Source organism: Photorhabdus sp. P32 (genome assembly GCF_038085095.1).
Lineage (GTDB): Bacteria > Pseudomonadota > Gammaproteobacteria > Enterobacterales > Enterobacteriaceae > Photorhabdus > Photorhabdus luminescens.
In genome coordinates this window covers 15,080-38,618 of the sequence record NZ_JAZGJN010000255.1, presented here as the reverse complement: position 1 = coordinate 38,618, position 23,539 = coordinate 15,080, and the positions used below count along the sequence as shown (strand labels likewise).

The 23,539-nt window shown below is 39.8% G+C and carries 25 protein-coding genes and 2 tRNA genes; 9 read left to right on the top strand and 18 right to left on the bottom strand.

Annotated features, from left to right (window positions below; translation table 11 throughout):
- The 17 genes from V2H77_RS10435 to V2H77_RS10360 form a co-directional block, all read right to left on the bottom strand.
- A partial coding sequence (locus tag V2H77_RS10435; RefSeq protein WP_341498725.1) for a phage tail protein occupies positions 1-683 on the bottom strand: 683 nt, incomplete at its 3' end.
- A gap of 2 nt (positions 684-685) precedes the next feature.
- Positions 686-1,258 (bottom strand): DUF2612 domain-containing protein, encoded by a 573-nt coding sequence (locus V2H77_RS10430; RefSeq protein ID WP_341498724.1) that lies wholly within the window; start codon positions 1,256-1,258, stop codon positions 686-688.
- Positions 1,255-2,448, bottom strand: coding sequence for a baseplate J/gp47 family protein (locus V2H77_RS10425; protein WP_341498723.1), 1,194 nt, complete (start codon positions 2,446-2,448; stop codon positions 1,255-1,257). Before V2H77_RS10425 ends, V2H77_RS10430 begins: the two co-directional genes overlap by 4 nt.
- Complete coding sequence (locus V2H77_RS10420; protein ID WP_341498722.1) at positions 2,441-2,788, bottom strand: hypothetical protein; 348 nt, start codon at positions 2,786-2,788, stop codon at positions 2,441-2,443. Before V2H77_RS10420 ends, V2H77_RS10425 begins: the two co-directional genes overlap by 8 nt.
- Positions 2,785-3,540: a phage baseplate assembly protein V gene (locus V2H77_RS10415; protein ID WP_341498721.1), complete on the bottom strand. Its 756-nt coding sequence runs from the start codon at positions 3,538-3,540 to the stop codon at positions 2,785-2,787. Before V2H77_RS10415 ends, V2H77_RS10420 begins: the two co-directional genes overlap by 4 nt.
- On the bottom strand, positions 3,537-4,493 hold the full coding sequence (locus V2H77_RS10410) for a phage protein (protein ID WP_265381380.1): 957 nt from the start codon (positions 4,491-4,493) through the stop codon (positions 3,537-3,539). The genes V2H77_RS10415 and V2H77_RS10410 overlap by 4 nt, the downstream gene beginning before the upstream one ends.
- 240 nt (positions 4,494-4,733) lie before the next feature.
- Positions 4,734-4,910 (bottom strand): hypothetical protein, encoded by a 177-nt coding sequence (locus V2H77_RS10405; protein ID WP_341498720.1) that lies wholly within the window; start codon positions 4,908-4,910, stop codon positions 4,734-4,736.
- Positions 4,911-5,093: 183 nt separating this feature from the next.
- Positions 5,094-5,399, bottom strand: a complete 306-nt coding sequence (locus V2H77_RS10400) for a phage baseplate plug family protein (protein WP_049584709.1) — start codon at positions 5,397-5,399, stop codon at positions 5,094-5,096.
- Positions 5,384-5,989 carry a phage baseplate protein gene (locus tag V2H77_RS10395; RefSeq protein ID WP_046395661.1) on the bottom strand — a complete coding sequence of 202 codons (606 nt, stop codon included), beginning with the start codon at positions 5,987-5,989 and terminating at the stop codon, positions 5,384-5,386. The genes V2H77_RS10400 and V2H77_RS10395 overlap by 16 nt, the downstream gene beginning before the upstream one ends.
- A 2-nt stretch (positions 5,990-5,991) precedes the next feature.
- On the bottom strand, positions 5,992-8,040 hold the full coding sequence (locus V2H77_RS10390; RefSeq protein WP_341498719.1) for a hypothetical protein: 2,049 nt from the start codon (positions 8,038-8,040) through the stop codon (positions 5,992-5,994).
- On the bottom strand, positions 8,030-8,098 hold the full coding sequence (locus V2H77_RS23625; protein ID WP_376712594.1) for a DUF6889 family protein: 69 nt from the start codon (positions 8,096-8,098) through the stop codon (positions 8,030-8,032). The genes V2H77_RS10390 and V2H77_RS23625 overlap by 11 nt, the downstream gene beginning before the upstream one ends.
- A 134-nt stretch (positions 8,099-8,232) precedes the next feature.
- Positions 8,233-8,643 (bottom strand): phage tail assembly chaperone, encoded by a 411-nt coding sequence (locus V2H77_RS10385; protein ID WP_341498718.1) that lies wholly within the window; start codon positions 8,641-8,643, stop codon positions 8,233-8,235.
- Positions 8,644-8,757: 114 nt separating this feature from the next.
- Positions 8,758-9,198 (bottom strand): DUF3277 family protein, encoded by a 441-nt coding sequence (locus tag V2H77_RS10380; protein ID WP_040153957.1) that lies wholly within the window; start codon positions 9,196-9,198, stop codon positions 8,758-8,760.
- A 9-nt stretch (positions 9,199-9,207) separates the two neighbouring features.
- Complete coding sequence (locus V2H77_RS10375; RefSeq protein ID WP_341498717.1) at positions 9,208-10,677, bottom strand: DUF3383 domain-containing protein; 1,470 nt, start codon at positions 10,675-10,677, stop codon at positions 9,208-9,210.
- 3 nt (positions 10,678-10,680) lie between these two features.
- Positions 10,681-11,229 (bottom strand): phage neck terminator protein, encoded by a 549-nt coding sequence (locus V2H77_RS10370; RefSeq protein ID WP_445935476.1) that lies wholly within the window; start codon positions 11,227-11,229, stop codon positions 10,681-10,683.
- A gap of 340 nt (positions 11,230-11,569) precedes the next feature.
- Positions 11,570-11,989: an antiterminator Q family protein gene (locus V2H77_RS10365; protein ID WP_036781013.1), complete on the bottom strand. Its 420-nt coding sequence runs from the start codon at positions 11,987-11,989 to the stop codon at positions 11,570-11,572.
- Positions 11,990-13,224: 1,235 nt separating this feature from the next.
- Positions 13,225-13,300, bottom strand: a tRNA-Thr gene (locus V2H77_RS10360).
- Between the two features lie 590 nt (positions 13,301-13,890).
- Here V2H77_RS10360 and V2H77_RS10355 point away from each other — a divergent pair.
- The 8 genes from V2H77_RS10355 to V2H77_RS10320 all read left to right on the top strand — a co-directional run bounded on the left by V2H77_RS10355 (position 13,891) and on the right by V2H77_RS10320 (position 20,243).
- Positions 13,891-14,256, top strand: coding sequence for a Dabb family protein (locus V2H77_RS10355; protein ID WP_341498715.1), 366 nt, complete (start codon positions 13,891-13,893; stop codon positions 14,254-14,256).
- Positions 14,246-14,668 carry a DUF2000 domain-containing protein gene (locus tag V2H77_RS10350; protein WP_036814954.1) on the top strand — a complete coding sequence of 141 codons (423 nt, stop codon included), beginning with the start codon at positions 14,246-14,248 and terminating at the stop codon, positions 14,666-14,668. Before V2H77_RS10355 ends, V2H77_RS10350 begins: the two co-directional genes overlap by 11 nt.
- Positions 14,669-14,681: 13 nt before the next feature.
- Complete coding sequence (locus V2H77_RS10345; protein ID WP_341498714.1) at positions 14,682-16,085, top strand: phenylacetate--CoA ligase family protein; 1,404 nt, start codon at positions 14,682-14,684, stop codon at positions 16,083-16,085.
- Positions 16,082-17,029: a branched-chain amino acid transaminase gene (locus V2H77_RS10340; RefSeq protein ID WP_341498713.1), complete on the top strand. Its 948-nt coding sequence runs from the start codon at positions 16,082-16,084 to the stop codon at positions 17,027-17,029. The genes V2H77_RS10345 and V2H77_RS10340 overlap by 4 nt, the downstream gene beginning before the upstream one ends.
- Before the next feature lie 21 nt (positions 17,030-17,050).
- The gene (locus V2H77_RS10335; protein WP_341498712.1) at positions 17,051-17,629 is read left to right on the top strand and encodes a prephenate decarboxylase; all 579 of its coding nucleotides are present in this window, start codon (positions 17,051-17,053) and stop codon (positions 17,627-17,629) included.
- 73 nt (positions 17,630-17,702) lie between these two features.
- A complete protein-coding gene (locus V2H77_RS10330) occupies positions 17,703-18,326 on the top strand; it encodes a carboxymuconolactone decarboxylase family protein (protein ID WP_341498711.1) in 624 nt (207 codons plus the stop codon).
- Between the two features lie 65 nt (positions 18,327-18,391).
- On the top strand, positions 18,392-19,339 hold the full coding sequence (locus tag V2H77_RS10325; RefSeq protein ID WP_341498710.1) for an ornithine cyclodeaminase family protein: 948 nt from the start codon (positions 18,392-18,394) through the stop codon (positions 19,337-19,339).
- A 277-nt stretch (positions 19,340-19,616) separates the two neighbouring features.
- Complete coding sequence (locus tag V2H77_RS10320) at positions 19,617-20,243, top strand: LysE family translocator (RefSeq protein ID WP_341498709.1); 627 nt, start codon at positions 19,617-19,619, stop codon at positions 20,241-20,243.
- Positions 20,244-20,543: 300 nt separating this feature from the next.
- Here V2H77_RS10320 and V2H77_RS10315 read toward each other — a convergent pair.
- Positions 20,544-20,631 (bottom strand) — tRNA-Ser (locus tag V2H77_RS10315).
- A gap of 213 nt (positions 20,632-20,844) precedes the next feature.
- On the opposite strand from V2H77_RS10315, the gene rcsD reads away from it, so the two are divergent.
- The gene (gene rcsD, locus V2H77_RS10310) at positions 20,845-23,535 is read left to right on the top strand and encodes a phosphotransferase RcsD (protein ID WP_341498708.1); all 2,691 of its coding nucleotides are present in this window, start codon (positions 20,845-20,847) and stop codon (positions 23,533-23,535) included.
- Positions 23,536-23,539: the final 4 nt, after the last annotated feature.

Here is a 23,539-nt window from a genome sequence, read left to right as displayed (position 1 = left end):
TCCACGGTTTCCACTAAACCAAGGTTTTTTATAAACTCACTTTTATTAGGGATATCTGCGCCGTTTTGGTTTTTTGCCAACCTGCTGTTGGCATTATCTGTAGCCCTATTAGCTTCATCATGAGCATTTTTAGCTGCTACATTTGCTGTATTTGCAAAATCGTATGCTTCCTTAATTGCTTTTGGCGTCGCCGCTAAGGTTTCACTTGTGCTATTTGTCGCACTACTCAGTTGTACAACGCCCTTCTGAGTCAATGAGGCATCAGAAACACCACTCAATTTGCTTTCAGCGATTTTTCTAACATCGTGAACCGCTTTTGGAGTTGCCGCCTGATCTTCTCTGTCAGAATTTGTCGCGCTGTTGAGTTGCGATATGCCTTTCTGCGTCAGTGAAGCATCAGGAATTTCCGTAGTTATTTTCTGTTTTAATGCCTGGTCTAACTGTTGAGTCAGTTTTTCCAGGTCTCCATCATCCATCACGTCTTCACCGGTTTTTTCTGCAATGTATTTCCCTATCACCGCTGCAATAACCGAAGATTGGCGCCAAACTTTATTTAATCGCTCACTCCTCGCTATTCCTGATTTAAATCCCTCCTCAATGAAATCTGCATTTTCATATTCTTCTTGTGACAAAGTATTCGCGTTTTCACCAATGGCAAATGCTTTAAAGTCATTTTTAGCCATTTCTAACCCTCCACTATATGGTAATTAACCGTTATCCCCATAGGTTTAAGCGAGAGATAACCCTGATGGATGATTTCTTTAGTAATAGTACTGATTGATTTACCTTTAATAGTCACAGTGAATGACATATCCAAGTTATCTTCGAAAGATACAGATAGACCATTATTTGAATGAATAAAACTCAGGATGTTATTAAATGACTCAGCCGTTCCATCCCAGTTATTTGTGCCTATTTTAGCTTTAATGACGATTCGATAATTATCATCATCCAGTTTGATATAACTTTTATCACTGTCAAACCGCCCTTTCCACATGCCGCTATTAAACCCCAAATCGTTAATATCAAAGGAGAAGTAATAAGATTCAATTGGAGTCTGAATCATTCGATTCCTCCCTACCCATTCTCCAATAATATCAAGCTGTTTGCCCACTGCTTTATCAAGGTCAAAACTGCTAATCAGTAAATCTGTTGTCAGCGCATTCTGGTTGAAAATATCCGTCACAGCTTCAAGCATCCTGACATATTTTTTACCTTCCATGTGATATGCAGGAATCAGCTTCATATATTTGTTCATTCGAGCACCGTTACTATTTTAATATTTTCAGGTGAACACGTCGGCGCTTCATTAAAAGCTATTTCAATGTTCGCCGTTCCGGTTGTCGATGCTGATTTTCCTACTATCACAGATAATACTTCATATGTCTGGCCTCCGTTTTTATTGCATAAGTTTGCCGGTACAAATAAGCGAGTAACATATACTCCATCACCAATATAAAGGGATTTTATATAGTTCGATACTTCAGTCCGAATATTATTGCCAATATCTGATGTATATCCGATAAAGGGTTTAATATGTATTTCAACATAAATTGGCACCAGTGTAGGACGATAGAAGTTAATCGTTTTTTTATTGCCATAATCATCGGTAATCGTTTCAGAGGTGGTGCCAAATGTCGGTATACCCGGCGTTTTCTTCACCAAAATAGTCCGGGCAATCTCTTTCGAGTCTCCACCATCAATGACAAGTGCAATGCTATGAGCGGGTATGCCATTCTCATCCGTTTTGTCCGAATCGTTGTCATATCCCCGGTAACGTGAAACTCCATGCAGATTGGCAATTGCCCCCATCAGTCCATCCATAATGGTTCTCGAAGGCAGCGCAACTGAAACCGCTTGCCGTATTCGCAGTTCTATATCGGTTTCAATTCCCCGACCAAGTGTAGCCGCAACCGGGTTCGTCACGGTTTGCCAGCCCAGTGTCGGCGTAGCAATTTGGTTAACCGTGTGGGGCAATGCGCCAATAGCGCCCGATTTTTGACAAACCGCCGTTACAATAGCCTGACCGTGCGTGTCGATAATCACTTCATCCGGTAGTGACCAAGTGTTTCCCGCATCATCCCGGACGGAAGCGTTGCGGATTACGGTGCCAGCCCGACCAGTGACCAAAACATCCACCGTTGAGTTGCTGGAGCTTTTTCGGGTAATGCCGTTGATTTTGACATTACGGGAAAGCCCTTCCCCCACCGCTGTTGTCGGGCTAAATGAGTTATAGGAGGCAATGGTTGCGTTATTACAACCGTGAATAACGTATGCTATCAGCGATAAAAAAACACCGTCTTTACTGTCAGATTCAATGTAAATATCGTCCCCATAAATATCCCTGAATATCGTCTTCCAGCTATTTAAGATGGTTTGATAATCAGGCGCATTGATCCCGTTTTTGTCAATGGCAGGTAACATTGTGTTGATAATACTTTCATACATCAGCAGTTACTCCTGTCTGTCCATAAATCGTGTCAATCGTGACAGTAATGGTGATTTTTCTTGTGTTGGGGTTTCTTTCACTACGGTAGTGGATAATGTTCTCTACACCCGGCGTTTGTAGTATTTGCTGTCTAATAATCAGGTCATAAAAACCCGATGTGCCTTTACCCAACACGTTGTCGTAATCGGTCCCTTCCCGGCTATCAAGAAACCATTCGCCATTACGCAGCATCAGGCGAGTTTTTACCGCTTGTGCGACCGCTTCCGGTGTATTGATAAGAAAACTCGCCTCTCCACGACCAAATACATAATCGTTGTCAATTTCTCTTCTGTATCTCATTGAGGTTTCCCCGTCTTACCGCCACCTGATTGCACACCACTATGTACATGGTTTTTAAGGCTAATCCCTGCTGCTGTCACATCGTTATTCACCGTGACAGGGCCTTGCATGGTTGCAGTGCCACCACCAGCGCCCATGCCCTGTGATAAGTTGCCGTTAATAGTGACGTTGCCATTTAGGATGATTTCAGGTGAAGTGATTTCAGTACCGCCATTAGCTGTGGCGGTAAGTTTTGCCGGTGTGATAACCGTGATGTTATGACTATTGGGATCGAGTTCGATATACGCCGCGCCATCATCACTTCTCAATTGCGCGGTGTTAGTGCTGATATTAGTTATTTTTTGCTGCTGAGATTGTGGGCCAACAATCGCAAATCCATCGGATAGGTTATGCTGCCGAGGATCTACCGGTTCTTGTACACCTCCCGATTGCCACCAATAATCAATACAACGATCAGCAAATACGACCAAGCATTCATCACCGGCTTTTACCGGGAAGGTTAGCGTTACGCCGCCGCCTCTTGGAAATATAACCGGTACATCCACTAACAGCGGCAAGGATACCGATTCCAGTTCCCCGTCTTTTTTCCTGATTTTCCATCTGATGGCCGGTTGGGCTGTAACGGTTACCGCATCAGCATCAAATGATTGAATAATGCAAGGCAAAGAGACATACAATCCGGCGCTAATGACTTCTTGCATAGCAAAGAAGACCGCTTCGGGTCTATTTAGTCGTTCATCAGTATTTATCATTCGCTCTCTGCCTTATCCTTATTGTGAGTTGATTGATTCAGCAAAGTATGATCGCTCTTAGCGATACACATTATTGTCATGTACCACTCTGTTTCGCGGGTATCGCCGGAATACTCCACATTGAAGACAATGTAATCACCGTCAGCATCCAACATTGCCGGTTGTGCTTTTGCATCCTTATGATCGCCAGACTGAGCAGCTGGTTTAGTGGCTGGATCAACCGGTTTGATTGAGCGGTTATCCAGTCGGATTAATGTACCGGGGCGAATATTCGGATTAATTAAGCATGTAACGTTAATACCTGAGCCAATAGTTTGTTCAGGCATACCAATAAGACCTGTTTGCGAAGTAAGGATAATGGCTTCAGTTAAGTATTTATTTTTGGGCACAATATGTAGTTTGTTATCTTCATAGCGCCAATTGGCATCACATTGTTTTGCCAGATTAGAAACTTCATTGCGGTGCATGCCAAAAAGCACTTTTCCCCTGGGTGATGCTGATTTGCTAAATTCAGGGCGTAGACCTGCCGTAATGCCATATTTGGTAATATCTCGCATTAGCAAATGATCTAAATCTGCTTGCGAATATCCAGCCGCAATGGTGGTATTCACGGTAGCGTAATTGTGTGCTTCATCTCCGTCCGCTGCATGAATCACCACACAAGTATCCGTTGCGTTGTCTCTCTTTACATACGTGTACTGAATTTGGCCTGAGAATATTTGTCCTGAGTTCTCCTTATAACCCGCCACAAATTTAATTTTTTTAAATTCATTTTTACGTAATTTATTACTGGTTTCGTTATTAAGGTTATATAAGGTAAAAATACCGGTAGCAGGGTTGGAAGATTCCGTTCTGCTAATATTAAATGTGATTTTCAGGTCTGATAAATTTACTTTTTCGCCATCTTTGTCTACAACGATAAGGTGGCATTCTCTTATCCATTGTTTTGACATAATTCACCTAATTATATAGAAGTAAAATTAATAAAAATAAAATTAATAGAAGTAAAAAACCGCAATTAAGCGGCGTATGTAATAAATCATGTGAAACTAAAAATTTCAGGCTTATAAACGATAGAGGGCACTATTACTAATGCCCATTAATAGGAACGATAAGCTTGTCATCACCTCTTTGCTGCACTTGATTTCCTGTTCCCAAGAAATTCATCCCCCCAAAGAGACATATTATAAAACTTATGCTACTGCTTTTTTGCTACTACGCAACGTTCCCTGCTGTTCATAACATGCAACCTTGCATTCAAAAGCATCTGGAGCTGCTTTCTTCAAAATATCAACAGCCTCACCCATTCTTGCAAATACACCTCGTGTATCGAACCTGACTTCTTTCTTGGATACGCTTTGCTCTTTCATCTGTACCTCTCAGAGAGTCTCTCTAGCACTCTTTATTAAGAGTGATCGTCATATTACACTACAGGTCCATCTACTATTTTCATAACGAAATCTTATATCATCATTGCAAATGACAGCCATTCTCGTTACTGGGAACAATTTTTTATCATAACCAATTTGAAATGATGTGTTACCCTCATCAAGTTAACTTATTACAAAGTATAACCTGTCCTCTTTACCAAGATTATTCCTGAAAGGTTTCTCCTGATTTATATCACCATAAAAAATCAATGATCCGTTAAAACCAAGATGACGATATTGCTCCAGTAAGTCAACCCCAAAAACCAACGGCAAACCTGTAACGATCAATTCACTGTCCGGCGTCATAATATCCAAAATCCAACCCGCAATATCACGCCACATTAATCTCATCTTATAGTTAATGCCATTTAGCTGAATATCGAATTGCTGATTTTGGGGTGATAAAGGAATTTCTACAACCCTAGCCATTTCTTACCTCGCTCTATAATAAAATCAAGAATAATCTTTGGCATCGATGGCTTCACCGTAACTTTAGCTCCCATATTAACTACAGGTGCTGTATCTTCAGGGTTTTTCATATTTTCTGCCGGCGCCGCCTTATTCGGCGATGTTTCAACAATAACAATTTCACGTAGGTTTAAAACTACCGATAAAACATTTTCACTGGTTTTATCGGTTGTGACACTGATATCTTTAATCAACATATTTTTATATAAGCGCTTTCCCGTGACGACATCAAACGGTTTATGTGATGCCCTCAGGTCAAGTAGCTGTTGATATATATCACGCGGACTGGTTCCCAGGCTCAGTCCGGTGGAAATATCAAATACCTTTGTGGTATCAATAATATCAAGTAGCGAACCACCACCCGCGAAACCTAAATCCATTCTTACTTCTGATGGGCTGTCATAAGCATGATCACTGAATGTCACCCCCTGCTGAACCGGATGATCGGTGATATTCGATACATCGGTATGTGTTTCTGAAATAACGACACTCGGTACAATGACACCTATCTTTCTCTTCTGTTGAGAAAACATGACTGATAATATATCCATTGTTATCTCACCTGTGTTTGCATATTTCTAAGCAGCATACTATGGGTGCGTTCTACCGTTTCTCCAACCAATCTTGCTGCTTCTCTAGGGGATTCAACACCATTGACTTCAATATGATAATTTACTTCTCCTATTCCCTGCATATTATTGCTGGCAGATATTGGCGCACGATGTAATAAAGCGGGAGTAAATTCCTGATGATTCACCATATTATTGATATTTGTCACCGCACCGCTGATCATTCGGTGATCAATGGAAATATTTCGCAAAGAATGAACCACATGATTTAAATGTCCAACCAATTTTGTCATTTTATTCGCTGGCGGTGGCGCTCCGATAATCGCCGTTTTGGCAGGCTCGGATAAATAAGGAGTATTACCACTTGCCCCTATCATCATGTTATTAATCAATCTTTGTATCACATCAGAATTAGTCAATTTCATCATTCTGGCTTTAGGATTATCTTGATTAAATGGCTGATTATTTTGCCCATCTGTTGTTTTATCCGGCTTTTGCATGACTACAGGAGCATTGCCAGGAATATCTGCCGCGAACTGAGAATATCCTTTCGGGAGAGTGCTTTCTCCACGTTTATCTACCCAACTCCCTTTTTTATCCCAATAGGCATTACCTTCCCCAATAAGAGCAGCACCAAAATCATGCCAAGTTTTCGCAGTCCTAATTCGCTGAAAGTAATCATATCCACCAAAAGCCCGATTAAGTGCTTTATCGATATATGGCTCTGATACAACAGCAGTGGCTCCAGCAACTCCCACTTTACCTAATATTCCGCCTCTGGTGACAAATTTTGACGCTTTAGCCAAATTAAGAATCTCACTTGTCACACTGGATATTCCTTTAATCATCTTCGCAGCCCATGCAACTGCAATGAAGGTCGCAAATCCCTTTAATACATTTTCCCAACCACCAACGGCTTTGGCCCCTTGATTTATCCAACCAGAGATTTTTTCAATAGCTTTAAGGAATTCATCAATAGAGGGTTTCCATTTATCCCAATCAATAAAATGCTTACCGCCCTCTTTCCAGATCTTATAATCTTCATAAAGCAAAAGTAGCGCCGCCGCCAGTGCAGTAATCATCCCTATCGGCGAAGTCATAAAGGCGGTATTTAAAATTTTCCACGCAAATAGTAAGCCACCTAGTGCTTTAATAACCGTTTTTGTACTGTCATCCAGTCTGTCCCACCAGCCAATTAAATCACTAATAGCTTCACCAGCGCGAGTGACTAATAATGTTATACCATCAGCCAAACCCAGTACGACATTCAATACACGAGTAATAACCTTTTCTATTTTAGGGAAATTAAGCAGGATGATTTGTTGAAATGATTCGACGCGTCCAGTCAATCCCCCCGCCAAATCTGCGCCTATTTTTTCTTTTATCATCCCAAACAAATTGTCTAAAGCATTCATGCGCGCTATAAATTGGTGAGATTGCTGCGTTGCTTTAGTCGGGTTATAACCTACGGTTTTCGCCATGTCCTGATATTCAACGACATATTGACCAATCCCATGACGCATAGCCATCAAAGTATTTTCATCAATACCCAGTTTACTGGCATATCGATTAGCGCGATCCATCGGCATTTTCGATAACTGCTCACCCACCTGTGCTACTAAAGATGCAGTATCTCGAAGGTTGCCATTTACATCTCGGGTTTGAACGCCAATGTTCCGCAATAATCCTTCACCACCTGGATTTTTATGTAGGAAATTGGCAACGCCCTCAAGAGATTGATTAAACCCTTCAACACTTCCGCCTGCTTGACTGACGGCGTAACCAATGGCCTTAATTTTTTCAGCCGTTGCCCCTGTTTTCTGTGACTGCCAATAAAGTTTATCCAAACCGCTAGCAATTTGAGTGGTGAAGTTAATAACCGTTAGGGCTGCGTTTTTAATTTCCTCCCCCATTTTGAGAACATTAGCCGTGACTTCAGCGATAACAGATATAAATTTACTCTGTCCGGCTTCATCAACATCAAACTTAAGCGATCCCAGAAAATCTTTCGTTGTTTCAACGTTATTGCTCACTTCGCCACCTCTCTATCACGGCTTCATTTTCCGATTTAACATCAAGGGCATCATTCATCAATGCAATATCAGCCAGGTCAAGAACACCATTTTTCAATGATTCATAACGGCACATGCCCGCAATGACTGGGCGTAATAGATAATCACGCCCTTTCGGGAGGGTTTCAAAATTTAAACTGGCTTGTCCTGGGATTACATTGCGCTCTCTAATGGGGCGGGAAAAAAATTTCCCAATGAGTCTCGAATAATAAAACCGACAATTTTTAGTAATTCGAAGCCGTTGATGTCATCAAACATCAATACCTGTCCATCAGGATCATAAATCCGGCTCCAAATACCATTTTGTTCACGAGAAACTACTGATAAACAAATATCATTAATTTCATGCCGGTTGGATTTTCCTAATGCGTTGATGGATTCAACCAAATAAGGGAGCACTTCTTCAAAGCCCGCTATCCCATCATCACTTTTAGCTGTCACGATCTTTTTCATCAGCGGCCCAAGCGCCGGAATAGCCGGAGCCAAAGCCACCGCTAAATCCTGTTGCTGAAAAGCGTTTAGTTTACCACCGCGATATTTTTTACCATCAATTTCAAATTCCATGATCACTTATCCTCAAGCTCACTCAAACTACCGCAGCATAAGTCCGATGTTAAAAATGCGGACAAATGCTCCGGCAGATTTGACAGTGATTTAAATGGTTGTGAAGTAAGTTGGTTAGAATGTGCCTAACATGATGTCGATTTTTCCACAATCAAATACCCAGGCAACGGTATTACCGGCTTTGCTATTCTGCAAATCAGGTTGTTTCTGAAAGGCGACGGAACGTGCAACAGCAATGTCGTTACTTTGTTTATTGCGAATAACAATCACGTTATTGCCCCATGCTGCTGATGAAAGTGATTGCGCACTGAGCATCGCATTCAGTTTGGCGTTGACTGAACTGGTCTTAAGTAAATTAACCGTAATGGTTCCAGACTTGGTTGCATGCAATGAATGCATGACTTCTCCGTCTGCGCCAGTGGTCATGGTGTTTTTACTCTCCGACATGGTGACTGTAATCCCCTCATCCGAAAGCGCGGCGCCGTTACCAAGATCAAAAGAGCCGCCGACTCCCGTAATAGAAGCGGAAACATCAAGAAAAGAATATGTAGCCATTTTCAACCCTTATCTGTTTACATTAATAATGACATCAGCGTAGTGAACAGCGCCTGCTAATTTGATTGCGCACTGAATAACTGGCGCTTTTCGAGCTTCTCGATCAGCCTGTGCCTGTGTCGCAATTGGCGGTGCGTAAACGTAATAACCTTTGGTCAATGTTGCGCCAGTATCCAATGCGCCGATTGGATCGCCTCCCCATACGCCATGAGCGATTAATCCATTTGTCACCGCCTGAGAAAGTGACTGTTCAATATTGGTGATTAAACGTGTAACACCTTCATCAGTCTGTGGGATCTTGCTGGTGCTGGTGTAAAGCAGGTTATAAAGATTGTTCTGAACGTAGTTTTGTAACCAATCCAAGCCATGACGCTCATCAATAAAATCCCCATTCGCCATGACACCTTCCTGAATAATGGCAGTATCATTGCTGTATTTAACAAAAACGTTGCCGTTTTGCATCTTCAATATATTGGCTTGCGTTGCGGTGAGGTTTTCTGCGATTACAGCGGGTTCCTGTTTAAATTTCAGGGTAATAGTGGTGTTATTACCGTTGAAATTGACGGTAAACATACGTCCAAATAGAGAAGCGACGGTATAAGGTTTACCGGTTGAATATTGCCAGAGTGTGCGCTGATAGTTTTTCTCTTTCAGTTTTGAACCAATGTCAGTTTTAACGTCAGCATCCAATACGTCTGCTTTTTGCGCTGTATGTCCATAGATACGGGAAACAGATGCAGACTCGATGTAATCAGCAACAGACAGAATATCTTCATCCGTCAGAGAATTATCAGCGATAACCAGCCCATACCAGCCGCTGGATGCTGCACCCAGCGTCGCTACCGCCTCAGCAATGGTTTCTGCTTTGGTAGATTCGATAGCGGTAGCACCCGATATTTCGTCCAGCTTTAATAAATCGCCAATATAAGTTCCCATCGTTGCTGGTGAAATATAACCAACAATATTCGCTGAATTCGGCATAATAGCGAAACGTGAAGAGGAGCTATCATATGTGACTGAACAATCTTTCAATTTATCCGCCACCCGTTGAGCGACTCCATTTAGATTGGTCTCTTTACTCAAATCAATGCCGTTGTATACCGTTTCTTTACCGTTAATCGTCAACTTAAAAGAACCATCGGTGACAACAGTAAATTTGCTAATAATTTGCTGCTGTTTATCCAATACGGCTCCTTGTAAAGAGGAGACCACATTCTCCTTAGCCCACCGACCAATATATAAATCAACAGGACGTGGCGACTGGGAATAATAAAGCGCTGCGGCCTGATATTCTGGTGAAGTCAGTCCAAAATCAGCACCGACGCCATCGATATCCGAATACCGGCGTAAACGTTCGTGAGGATTGATCACGTTGCTTGCGCCGATGATCAGTAACGCACCAAAGTTCCGGGACTGAGCCGCATGAGGAGCCATATTCAACGTGACATTGATAATGTTTGAAACAGGTAAACCCTGCATAATTTAATCTCCTAAGAATTTGACAGGCGCTTCCACCAGTGATTTAACACCGTATTCACGCACCACTTTTCGCCGCAAGGTGATCGTCATGTCATAACGACGCACCTTCTGGTTATTGATAAGTTCCGGTAAAGACGTCAGCCGGCTGAGTTTGTCTACTGAAAGGCCGAAACGCTCCAACTCGTCGTTGTTCTGACTGACCGCCAGCCCATCACGAAAACGGGCGCCGTACCGTTGGCTGTTCGGGCCATAAAAGGAAATCAAGCACACAATTTCTTCATGACGCCATAACTTGGTTCCTTCATCAGTCTGGTTCTCAAAAGCAGGCGAGGCATCCGCAATAAAATCCGTGATAACAAAATCACACCAGTCATCATCTGCCGGTAACGGAAGCAGTTGTGCTGATGTCCATCGAGAACGCACTTTATCGTCAGACAAACCAGAAACACCGATCACCCAACGACTCAGTATGTGCTCCAGCTCATCATCGTACTCAGGCCCAGATGTGACAGGTGTTAACCAACCCGCTTTATCACTCCCGTTGCTCATCAAAAATACCTCCATCAAACAGCAATAACTCGCCCTGTGACTAGATAAACCAAGCCTGTATAAGGGTTTAGTTCTCAGCACCAAGTTATGATTGATTTAATAGGGATACCGACCGCGAAAAAGGTAAAAAAATAGGCGTAAGTAATTCGCGACGGCAAATACGAAAAAGGCCGCAATACAATGCGACCTCAACACAATGCAGCCTCAACACAATGCGACCTCAACACAATGTGACCTTATTATCTGCAAAAGCTGAATGAAAAAAGCCCCGATATTTCTATCGGGGCTTATTAAGCTTAATCAAGGCTTACTAGCCTTTGCGCTTATTCGCAACTTTAACTAATTAGTACACTACCATAGCTTTTTGCGTACGCGCAAGCTTTTTGTGTTTTTGTATTTCATCGTCCATTTCTAACTTAATATCGAGCATAGCCAAGCATCCCTGAACAAAACTTTCACCCTTTTGCAATCGGGAACGTACTTCAATATCAGGCACTTTAATTAAACGCGCGATGGATCGTTTGGAAATCCCCAAAGCGTAGTACATAAATAAAACTTCAATTTCTTCAGACTTATCTACCGTCTGCAACTTTGCGATACAAGCATCAATGATCAAGCCATCGTTATCACAGCAGGAAGGGCGTAATGAACGAGTTGACGCAATTAGACCTTTAAATCCAGCAGCGATCGGCGGCCAATTAACACCTGTGGCATCATCAACCCAACCGCCCCAACACTCTAAAACTTGTTGAATATTGCGCATATATTTTGACCTTAACTTTTAGTAACAAATAGTAGTAAAAATTATTTTCATGATGGTCTCATGCATCCATGCATTCGGCATTATAACAAATTTATCATTCTCTATTTTTGTGTTTCTCTGCTACGTAACTACATCGTTTAAATACACATGCTTACTTAGTCCATTAAACACAAATAGTAAATAATCCCTATTCTGGACCAAGCTTAGTTTCAGAGGAAAACACATAAATATCGGTATTAATACGGATGGTCATAAGGTGTTTATCTTCCTCATCTACGTATTTATTATACAAATTTATAATCTTCATTTAATCCTCTAATGTACCTTCCTTTAAAACGCTTAGCGCCTAAAGCAACACGCATGTTCTTTATTATTTATCAAAATTTTTCAAGCAACATAACACCCCCTTTTTATTATGAGATGAAAAATGCATTAAATAAAAAATAGCACATATTTTTTGCCTCATGGATATTTGAGTGTAAAAAATATTTTGGTTCCACTTTGAAACCCTTCGTAAAATGCCGATTAAGAATGGTTCCTACACCTATGCCGAAGACCACAGAAATCGGCCTGTTTACAGCGTGATAAGCAACTAACCGGTGCAAATGCGAGATCTCAATAACCCCATTCTAAATATCTCCACTAGATTAGACCAGACATTTAAGACATCGACAGGATTAATGTTATTAACGATAAATTACCGATTATCAGGTAAATATCTACGTGAAAAGTTTTAACACTGTCAGACTATATCCTCTTCTGATCAATGAGACTTTTAAACTTATGCTATTCAGTAGATAGTTAGCAAAAATATTCTCCTGATCTGAAATTAATTTTATCTGACATACTTTCACAGCATCTAATACCCCTACTATTTCCTACTTTATCTCATCTTATTTTCAGCTCCTGCCAAACGAATAGATGGACATACGCCTATAGCAAACATTCTTTCATGTCTGGAAAACAGACATCCCAAACACTAATATTTTTCTCTGTTAGTTTTTACCAGCGAAAATAAATCTGCATTATTTAAAAGTTTGACATCTTTTATTCTTAGTTATTCTGTTTCATTCCGAACTGCCTGACAGTAAGTTTAACTATACGATAAATTCAGATATCGATTTAAACAGGGGATGAAAATAGCAAAAATTACTGGATATATAAACAGAACAATCCGAAATGAAGCAAGAAAAAAGCCGTTACCTTATGAAAAGATAACGGCTTCTTATTTGATTTGGTGCCGGCTACCGGAATCGAACTGGTGACCTACTGATTACAAGTCAGTTGCTCTACCAACTGAGCTAAGCCGGCGTATTTCAGGGCTAGCCCCCGAAAGCGTGCGCAGTATATTACAACCCAACGCAAACAATCAAGCATAAATAATAGATTATTTAAAAATATTACCAAAACACTTATCATTGATGACATACTTAACAACATACCATGACTTGAAAGCCCACTAATGCAAGGCTACCGCCATGAATCCTCAAAACTGCTTTAATTCCTTATTATGATGCAACCGACGATCTGGTTATTTTAACATCAAAAAAACAGCTCATTTACTGACAAATCAGAAATAGTAACGAAATATTTTATTACCTTTATCACCTATCAGAGAATAGGTTATGGTCATAAAATAGCCTTATTGTTTGGTAGCAGCGGAAGATAAGACATTTAAGAAACAAGCCATAATAGCTTTCTTACCATTGTCAGAATCACAATTTTTCCACTTTGCTTTGAATTATTACCACAGGGAAATAGTTGACTGCTATAAATGCAATATGCTATTTAAATTAGACGCAAATCAAAAAAACTAAACTAGGTATGCGCTAATATTAAGTGTAAGTTAAATCATTTCTATAGGTTATTATAACTCAAAATTATCAATTATGAGGTAAATTATGCTGGGAAAAAATAACTTAATTGCACATCAAGTCTTATTTACCTTCAAGGATGGAATAAGCTGGGATAGTGAAAAAGCCATATTAGCCGAGAAGGTGACTTTAAATCATATAAATGAGATAAGTGAAATAAAAGGATGGTTTTGTGGTCGCAGTACGGTAGACAGAAAACAATCAATTGACTTTAGTTTAATTGGTTACTTTGAAAGTTACGAAGACCTGAACATATATATGCATCATCCCGATCATATAAAAGGCGTCGAGCTATGGAAAGAAATAAGTACATGGACAGTCTCTGATATTATTATCGATGTAAATAAGTTGATAAATTTTACTCAATCAATAGGAAAGTCGTATGGAGTTTGACGAAAACCTACATAAAAGTGTCGTCGTTATCGCTGATAGTCTGCCGCTTGGGTTAGCCATGAATGCATTGAGCGTCATTAGTGTTTCAATTGGCAGAAATATTAACGGCATTGTAGGGCACGATGTCTTTAGTAAAGATAGCATCTGTTATCCCGGTGTCATTAAGACGCCTTTGCCTATTTTGAAAGCAAGCCATGATGTACTGGATGCTATTCATAATGAATTAAAATCTAACGATAATTTTAAATTGAGCCCTTTTTCCTGTTTAGCGCAATCATGCAGAACATATGAGGAATACGAAGGAAAATTATCTGCTGAGCATTCGGATGAATTGAAGTTGTCCGGCATTGGCATAGTTGGACCAAAGAAAGATATCAATAAACTCACCGGCAACTTACCACTTTATAAATAACCAGGTAGCATATATGTATTCCATTTTTAGAACCGATCTTCATGAATTAGGGCTGAAGTATCTTACTGAGTTAAAAAAATATCTATCTGGCAAGATAGATATCTCCGCATTGGAAAAAATACAATATGAAAAGCTGAAAGAAATCATAAATTATACAAAAAATGGTTCAACTTTCTATCAAGATCGCCTAAATACAATAAACCCAAATAATGATGACAATTTATCCTCATTTGTTGAAAAACTGCCCTTTACCACAAAACTAGATTTAAGTAAGGCAGGAAATACGATATCTTCAGATAGCCTGAGCAATGCCTGGATATATTATGAAACCACGGGAACAACTGGGCCATCCACGCCCTGTCCTCGCAATGAAATAGATTCTTTAGTCAATAATAGTTTTCTGACTCTGCAATATGAGTCTATTTTTAATCAGGAAGGCAAACAACACATTATTGGCGTAATGGGTCCAACGGAATTGCACTCCACTGGAGATACATTTGAAGATGTATTTCGCAGTTTAGGGCATACCGTTATCAAAATGTGGCCTCGTTCGCCGGTTGTTGGTATGCACAGAGTGTTAAGGCTAATACAAGACCTCAAAATAACCGCTTTAGTTTGCACACCCGCAGTCGCCGCTGAGTTGCTAAAATATTGCCGAAATAATGCATGTGATGCAAAAGAATTAGGTATCGAGATCATTTTAGTTCTTGGCGAACTCATTACGCCAAATAGATTAAGAAACTTATCTCGGAATTGGGGCGCCAAAATTTACAACTGCATGTATGCTTCACAAGAAACGTCAATCCTGGCAGCTTGTAACGACACCAATAAGCTTATTACTATTCCATACAACAATTACTACGAACTCATTTGCCCTTTTACTCAGCAAAAACTCAATGTTGGTGATAATCACGTTGCCGGTGAATTAGTAATTACCCATTTATATAAAGGGAATAAACCTCTGATTCGCTACAAAACAGGGGATATGGTTCGGTGTAAAGCAATAGGCTTAAATCAATGGGAAATAGAACCCATCGGCAGAGTAAAAGATGTATTAGTATTAAACAATGCTAATGTCTATGCTTTTGATATCGAAAATGCCATCTTTGAAGAACTCGAATATTGTTTCGAATACTTTATTGAAATCAACAATACCACCGGTACAGATGAGCTAAAGATCACTTTAGAGCCATGTGATGAGTTAAATAATGCGTCACTCATTAGCAAGATAAAACAAAAAATGGAATCCAAATTCAATATGCATGTCAACATCCATGTAGGAGATGTTGGTGGACTTATTGGAACCGCAGCAATGGTAAGCTGGAAAGCAGCACGTATCCATGATCTGAGAGATGATACCAACAATATTGAACGAAATTCAGCTTTAGAAATCATGAAAAAGAGGGCAACTAAATGACAAATAATATCGTTAGCCCAGTGAATAAAGATTGGATTGTATTTCTAGATGGGGAATATCTCAATTTTAGCAATGCGACCTTTCTTGCCAATACACAAGCTTTAAATTATGGCACCGGTACATTTGAAGGAATCCGGGCTTATTGGGATCAAGACAATAACCAACTTAATCTCTTTAGAGTGCATGAGCACTATGAACGGTTAATTCAATCAGCTAAAACATTAAAAATTGAGTTGCCCTATACCAGTCAGGAGTTAACCGACATTACTAAAAACATCATCATTAAAAATGGTTTCAAACAAGATATTTATATCAGGCCATTAGCGCTTAAAAAGTCGTTAATGCCGGGTGAAAAATTTGGCGTTAAGCTAAGCGGCGTCAATTCAACCCTCTGTATTAACGCTTTACCTATGGGCGCTTATGCCAAAAAAGCAGAGTTTAAATGCCTTATTTCAAAATGGCGACGTGTATCAAATGCGGCAATTCCATCATCTGCCAAAATTACCGGCACTTATGTTAATTCCGCACTGGCTCATGAAGATGCCAAAGAAAATGGATTTGATGATGCTATCATGCTAAATGAACAAGGCATGTGTGCAGAAGCAAGTACATCAAATGTTTTTATTGTTAAGGATAATTGCGTTATTACACCATCCCTTAGCGCTGGCATACTCAATGGAATAACCAGACAATCTGTTTTCGATATTTGTAAATTCCGCAATATTCCCTGTATTGAGTCAGAAATTCAACAAAAGGATCTCTATGAAGCAGATGCCTGCTTTTTAACAGGTACTGGCATTGAAATATCAATTGTTTCGCAAATAGACAATGTATTATATATACAAAAAGAAGATTCTATAGCCAATGTTATTGCCAAAGATTACCAAGAAATTATTAGAGGCAGAATAGATCAATTCTCACATTGGTTAAACCCGGTTTATTAGTGTAATTCCAGGAGAAACATCATGGAATGTGTTTTTTTTAGTTTCAACAAAGATACATTTGATGTTCTAAATATTGCTACCTTAGGCCCATCAGGTACAAGTAGCGAACAATCCGCTATTCGTTTTGGTGAATTCGCCATTAAAAATAAAGTCGCCAAAAGTTACCAAGTTGCTTTATGTAATACTTACGAAGAAGCGAGTAATCAAATTATTTTAAACAACTGTCAGGCATTGGTAGTAGCCAATGCTTATTACAATATCAGTGAGTTTTATATGGATAACAGGTTTAACTTGTCATCCGCATTTTTAAATTACACGCCTAATTATGGTATCGCTGTTCGTGATGAATTAACTACAGATAATATCGTCATTGCAACTCATCCGGCGCCAAAGGCTTTAATCCCTGAGTTGTTGCCTGATAATCTAAAAATTGCAGACATTATCTTTAAAGATTCAACCAGTTCAGCGGCAAAAGCCGTCGCTAATTCAGAGGTGGATGCCGCACTCACGACAGAAGTGGCAGCAAAATTACATAATTTAAAATTTATTTCTCATATTCGACCGATTCAAATGCTTTGGTCAGTATTTACAGCCACATAAAAGCTAGCCTTGCTTTAAAATAAGAAAATATATAGATCTATTTAAAATTTCAATATAAAATACAGAGGTTATTATGTCTTTACTTACTCTACACACTATTACTACTACACCTGAAAAAAGTAAAAAATTACTTCAAAGTTCTATTAATGATTTCGGCTGGATACCTAACCAAAGTGGTTATATGTCAGAATCACCTTCACTATTAGCCGCTTACCAACGAGCACACGACCTATTTATTGATAGTTCACTGAATGAAGAGGAAAAAGCTGTGGTGTGGATTACAACCGGCATAGAAAATGGTTGTAATTATACGGTTCAGGCACACGCTTATATTGCAATTCATAATGGTGTGGACAAAAAAACGGTTAAGGCATTGATTGAAAAAACCGACGATCTCTCCCCACGATTATTGGCGCTACGTGAATTTACCATAGAGGTTATTTACTGCCGCGGACAATTGAAAAGAGATGCCATTGATCTATTCTTAAGCCGCGGTTTTAGCAAACAGAATATGTTGGATGTCGTGTTAGGTGTTTCTCAAAAGAATATGTCGACAATTCTCAATAGCATTGCCGGAACTGAAATTGATGATAAATTCAAGCTGGACGATCTATACCCTATGGATTTCAAGATGCATCGCGACGGCAAGGGAGCGAATCCCCGGGAGCATAGAGAACTATGTGACCGGGGTGAGTGAGTGCAGCCAACAAAGAGGCAGCTTGAAAGATAACGGGTATATAACTGATATTAAAAGGCATCAATATGCTTTATGTCGATAAAGAAACCGTTGAACGTTATTTGACTATGGAACTCAGCCTTAAGCTAAGTGAAATAGCATTTAAATTGCAATCGGAGAGAAAAGTAGAACAACCTTTGCGCAATATCGTTAAAGGCGAAGACGGCTTAATGGGCACCATGCCGATTTATATTAAGGAGGGGCCATACAAGGGGTTTGGGTTAAAATCGGTGGTAGTAAGATTTCAAAGCAACAGCGATAAACCTTCACACATCGGTAGTGTGTTGGTTTACGACGAACCAGGTGTTTCAGGGATTGCTGCGGTAGATGCAAGCGCTATCACAGAAATTCGCACGGCCGCCGCCTCTGCCTATGCAACCCATCTTCTTGCTGCAAAGGATGCCAGCCGGCTGGCAATACTTGGCACCGGCTTACAAGCAAAAGCACATTTGCAAGCCATGTTATATGTGCGCCCAATTAAAGAAGTCACTTTATGGGGTCGCAATGCAGAAAGATGCCGTGAATTTGCCACATGGTGTGATAATACACTTAATCTTCCCATTTCGATCACAGCCTCACCTGCTGAGGCTGTACTCAATAGTGACATCATTTGCACGACCACAGCATCGCGTGCCCCTATACTCAATAGAAAAGAGTTGCCGGTTAAATGTCATGTCAATGCTATTGGCGCTTCGGCCTTGGGCTTTCAGGAACTTAGCGAAGATATGTATAGCAATACCACCCTATTTACTGATTCCAATGAATCGGTACTTGCTGCCTCTCAATCTGTTATTAAAGCAAGGGAGAAAGGTATTCTTAACGGGTCAGACATTGGAATAGAAATTGGTACCATTTCTCAATCTCATTCCAATTTGTGCGATCAAGGTGTGACTATCTTTCAATCCGTTGGTTTGGCTGTTCAAGATATGGTATTTTCTCGGGAAGTCATCCGACAACTAATAAAAATGTCTTAACTGTTTTGGATAAAAATATGCCAAACTTAAGACGTTCAGTATTAGAAAAATGTCGTTATTGTCTATACCCTATAGATTTCAAGATGCATCGCGACGGCAAGGGAGCGAATCCCCGGGAGCATAGATAACTATGTGACCGGGGTGAGTGAGTGCAGCCAACAAAGAGGCAACTTGAAAGATGACGGGTATATATTAAAGAGCCCTTATTTGTCACTTGCATACGCAAGTGACATTTTTATGTTCTGTTACTTCAAGGTGTAATTTTGAGAGGAAAGATATGCTAGAAGTGTCACAAATAGTAACCTATACAGCGGCATTGACTGTTGCTGCGGCGATACCCGGCCCAGGAATGGCAGCATTAGTTGCCAGAAGTGTGAGCAGTGGCGCGTTAGCAGGATTTAGTGTGTTATTTGGCCTGATTATCGGCGATCTCACTTATTTGTCTTTTGCAGTCTTTGGTTTGTCCGTTATTGCAAGTAGCTTTGATACCTTATTTGTTGCTATAAGATGGGGAGCGGCACTATATTTGAGTTATTTGGCATGGCAATTCTGGTTTGCTGATCATCAACCCATTGGTGAAGACCAACCCATAAAGAAAAAAGAGTTGGCTGCGGCCTGGTTATCTGGTCTCACTCTAACGTTAAGCAATCCTAAAACCATTGCCTTCTATCTCGCGCTATTACCTTTGGTAATTAACATGGAATCTATCTCGTTGCAAAACTGGGGGCTCATGTTAGTACCACTGACGGTGCTTGTTTTATTCAGCGTAGGAGCGGTATTTATTCTCGGCGCTCTCAGTATTCGACATTTGCTATCAAGCCAACGGGCACAACGGATGTTATTTAAAGGTGCGGCTATTATTATGTTCGTAACCGCTGTAACTATGCTATTCAAAGCCGATTAAAAAAGTCTAATTTCTTACCATTTCCACGGTTTTATTGAACAAGAATCCGTCCTGAAAAACCATTCTTGTCAATAAATCGTGGACACACCATAAATTACAAATACAACTCGCCCCCAACAACCGCAGCATAGACTTATAGTCGGGACTTGATAGATTTCAAGTCAACCGGGCTGTGGACTTTCATCCCTCATCATTCGCCATTCAATAGATGAATAAACCCGCGACAATGGCCTTTAAGGCACTTAACAATAACAGGAATGAAAAAAACCTCATGCACCAGAAGTGCATGAGGTTAGTATTTGGCGGAAGGATAGAGATTCGAACTCTAGGATGGTTTCCCATCGGCGGTTTTCAAGACCGCTGCCTTCGACCGCTCGGCCATCCTTCCATGACGCGGGATTATGCTCTTAACATGATAATATGTCTAGTCTCTATCGTAAAAATTCTGTAATTTCTTTACTGTTCGCTCAATCCTCAATCTACAATATCCTTTCCCGCCCCAATCCTGCTAAAATTAGCCTAAATACATCGAATCATGAGATTCACCAATTTAACGAGCTCGCTAAACAGCCAAGCAATTAATAAGGCTTTTACTCAACGAATGTATAACAAACAATTTTCTATTAATTCATCAACCATAAACCGTTACTACGGTCTGTTCATTATTCTGCTTTTCGTTTCCCTGTTTTTATACAGCTATAACTACTTCAATGCCTGGTTAATGGGGAAAAAGTATGCGCTAAATAGTGTCGCAACCAAAATAGTATTACAGATAGAAGATTATCGTTACCACGCTAATTCTATCTTTAAACAAGCCAATAGCTCATCTTTTAGACCGCAAGAATCCGTCACGCCGATGAAGCTACGACCTGATGTTTACTGGCTTGAGAATCGTTATCAAACTATCGACACGATTGTTTTCGGTCACCACAGCGCTGCAAGTGTAGAGTTGGCACAACGCCTTTCCAATTACATGGAGATTTTGTGGGGCACTCGCAATGAATACAACTCCATGTACTATCTGAATGGTAAAGATAACAGTCTGTTTCTGATCACAACTCACTCTATTCTTAAACCAGAATTGAGATTTAAAGAGAGTTATTTAACACTTACCGCCGAATCAAAACGTTCAGAAATGCTAATGCAATCCACCGCGTTAGATGAACGGGAAAATATTTCATCAATCCGTAAGTTAAATGGCGAAAATATCTATTTTTATACTTACCGGGCAACATTCAATTCACCGGGTCAATTGGCAACAGTTATCGCTTTTGATTTACCTATTTGTCATCTTCTTCCTATGGATATGGCAGCAGCAAATTTCAGTTTATTGTCGGATAACGAACAACCTCCTAATGAAATCAACAAAGTCAATATCTCACAGAATGGTTTCTGGCTCGAATTTTCTCAATCACTCAAAGGTACGCAATACAAACTGTTGTATCGGATATCACTCAAAGATTTGCTAATCGATTTGTTATACAGAAACATCTGGTTGTTACTAGCTGATTCAGTATTTATTATCCTGTCTTTGGGTGGGCTTATCTACATTCGTCGAAAATATATCGCTCCAAACGCCCTTATGAGCCGCGAGTTACAAGTCAAGGATGCATTAAGTCACGATATTATCTCTAATATTCCGATTGGCCTACTGATTTACGATTTTTCAGTAAATCAAATAATTATGTGCAATAACATTGCCGATCATCTGTTGCCGAATGTCGATTTAAATAAAATTAAGATGATGGCAAAGCAACATCATGGTGTCATCCAAACATCAATTGACGATTCAGTCTATGAAATTAAAATGTACAGCATGCGCCTGTTGCCGGAAACTTATCTGTTTTTACTGCAAGATAAAGATCAGGAAGCCTTAATTAGCAGGCGTCTACAACTTGCTCACCTGGAACACGATAAGAGTGTACAAGCTCGGCGATTCATGCTGACCAACATTCGTTCTGAGTTAAAACAACCAATAAAGGAGTTAGATCATATCGCTTACCAACTGAAACAAATTCTCACAGAAGAAAATAATGTTCGTATCGTCGATAATTTATTAACTAAATCCGAGTATATATCCGACTGGATCGAGAATATTTCATTACTCAATGAATTAGAATCAGGGGAATGGCAAGCAAAAAATGAGTCGTTTTCATTATCAGTCATTTTAGAAGATATTATTAAAAAAGTGTTTCCTAAGATGAATAATAAGGGATTGAATTATTATTATCATTGTAATATTAATCCTGAATCACTATTTATTGGCGATAGCACCGCCATCAGTAAAATTGTCCTGATGTTAGTCAATTATGCAATCACGCTCACATCTTATGGCAAAATATCTCTCATCGTTAATTATTCCCAGGAATACAAAGAACAAATTCAAATCGAAATTATAGATACAGGAGCCGGGCTTAATTCAACAGATTTAACAAATTTGAATTACCCATTTTTAAGCCAAGCGACAAGTGATAAATATCAATCCAATTCAGGACTGACCTTTTATCTATGTAACCAATTATGTAGAAAATTGAATGGTCATTTTACTATAAACAGCAAACCCAACCTGGGTACGCACTATGCTATCAGTCTGCCTTTAATAATCGGCCAAGACCAATGTCCGCCGCTACTGGAAGACATTACTGCCTTACTGGATATCAGCAATACGGAGATCCGTAAGATTGTGCAAAATCATCTGCATCATTATGGCGCTGTTTACTTCGATAAAAAGCAAGAAAGCTTGAATCGAGAATACGATATCATGTTGACAGATAAACCCTATGATTCGGCAAAATCGACTATATTACTGGTTGATAATCTGGCCGGTTTTGAGCAGATAAAACCTGACTATATTCGGTGTAACTACAATCTGAGTGAAGCTGTTATCAATGCCATTTCGTTATTAATTGAGAGAAGTTTCAGTTTTAACGAGTTTAATGCAAATTTAGAAACGTCGGCATTTAGCGATGAAATCAGTGATTACGATTTTGGCAATGTCATAAATAGTTATCAAAAACAGCTCATTGATAGCAATTACCGACAATTATTTGTCGAGACAGTACCGATAGATATTAATAAGCTGTATACTGATATAGAACAATATGATCTGATATCGCTTTCGCAAACAGCACATCGCCTGAAAGGCGTTTTTGCTATGTTAGACTTAGAACTCCTCAAACTTTCTTGCGAAACACTGGAACAACACATAACAGACAGTAACGAAATAGAGATTAAGAATAGCATTAGCCGTATTGAGTCCTTCACCAAAAGGCTATTGCAGCAGGGTAACTAATAAG

Excerpts from the sequence above, each read along its gene's own strand:
- V2H77_RS10400 (WP_049584709.1), bottom strand. The coding sequence starts at position 5,399 with ATGGCTAGGGTTGTAGAAATTCCTTTATCACCCCAAAATCAGCAATTC.
- V2H77_RS10425 (WP_341498723.1), bottom strand. The coding sequence starts at position 2,448 with ATGTATGAAAGTATTATCAACACAATGTTACCTGCCATTGACAAAAAC.
- V2H77_RS10375 (WP_341498717.1), bottom strand. The coding sequence starts at position 10,677 with ATGCAGGGTTTACCTGTTTCAAACATTATCAATGTCACGTTGAATATG.
- V2H77_RS10350 (WP_036814954.1), top strand. The coding sequence starts at position 14,246 with ATGGAGTTTGACGAAAACCTACATAAAAGTGTCGTCGTTATCGCTGAT.
- V2H77_RS10335 (WP_341498712.1), top strand. The coding sequence starts at position 17,051 with ATGGAATGTGTTTTTTTTAGTTTCAACAAAGATACATTTGATGTTCTA.
- V2H77_RS10385 (WP_341498718.1), bottom strand. The coding sequence starts at position 8,643 with ATGGAATTTGAAATTGATGGTAAAAAATATCGCGGTGGTAAACTAAAC.
- V2H77_RS10320 (WP_341498709.1), top strand. The coding sequence starts at position 19,617 with ATGCTAGAAGTGTCACAAATAGTAACCTATACAGCGGCATTGACTGTT.
- V2H77_RS10345 (WP_341498714.1), top strand. The coding sequence starts at position 14,682 with ATGTATTCCATTTTTAGAACCGATCTTCATGAATTAGGGCTGAAGTAT.
- V2H77_RS10410 (WP_265381380.1), bottom strand. The coding sequence starts at position 4,493 with ATGTCAAAACAATGGATAAGAGAATGCCACCTTATCGTTGTAGACAAA.
- V2H77_RS10380 (WP_040153957.1), bottom strand. The coding sequence starts at position 9,198 with ATGGCTACATATTCTTTTCTTGATGTTTCCGCTTCTATTACGGGAGTC.
- V2H77_RS10415 (WP_341498721.1), bottom strand. The coding sequence starts at position 3,540 with ATGATAAATACTGATGAACGACTAAATAGACCCGAAGCGGTCTTCTTT.
- V2H77_RS10395 (WP_046395661.1), bottom strand. The coding sequence starts at position 5,989 with ATGGATATATTATCAGTCATGTTTTCTCAACAGAAGAGAAAGATAGGT.
- V2H77_RS10365 (WP_036781013.1), bottom strand. The coding sequence starts at position 11,989 with ATGCGCAATATTCAACAAGTTTTAGAGTGTTGGGGCGGTTGGGTTGAT.
- rcsD (WP_341498708.1), top strand. The coding sequence starts at position 20,845 with ATGTATAACAAACAATTTTCTATTAATTCATCAACCATAAACCGTTAC.
- V2H77_RS10330 (WP_341498711.1), top strand. The coding sequence starts at position 17,703 with ATGTCTTTACTTACTCTACACACTATTACTACTACACCTGAAAAAAGT.
- V2H77_RS10340 (WP_341498713.1), top strand. The coding sequence starts at position 16,082 with ATGACAAATAATATCGTTAGCCCAGTGAATAAAGATTGGATTGTATTT.
- V2H77_RS10405 (WP_341498720.1), bottom strand. The coding sequence starts at position 4,910 with ATGAAAGAGCAAAGCGTATCCAAGAAAGAAGTCAGGTTCGATACACGA.
- V2H77_RS10325 (WP_341498710.1), top strand. The coding sequence starts at position 18,392 with ATGCTTTATGTCGATAAAGAAACCGTTGAACGTTATTTGACTATGGAA.
- V2H77_RS10420 (WP_341498722.1), bottom strand. The coding sequence starts at position 2,788 with ATGAGATACAGAAGAGAAATTGACAACGATTATGTATTTGGTCGTGGA.
- V2H77_RS10355 (WP_341498715.1), top strand. The coding sequence starts at position 13,891 with ATGCTGGGAAAAAATAACTTAATTGCACATCAAGTCTTATTTACCTTC.
- V2H77_RS10430 (WP_341498724.1), bottom strand. The coding sequence starts at position 1,258 with ATGAACAAATATATGAAGCTGATTCCTGCATATCACATGGAAGGTAAA.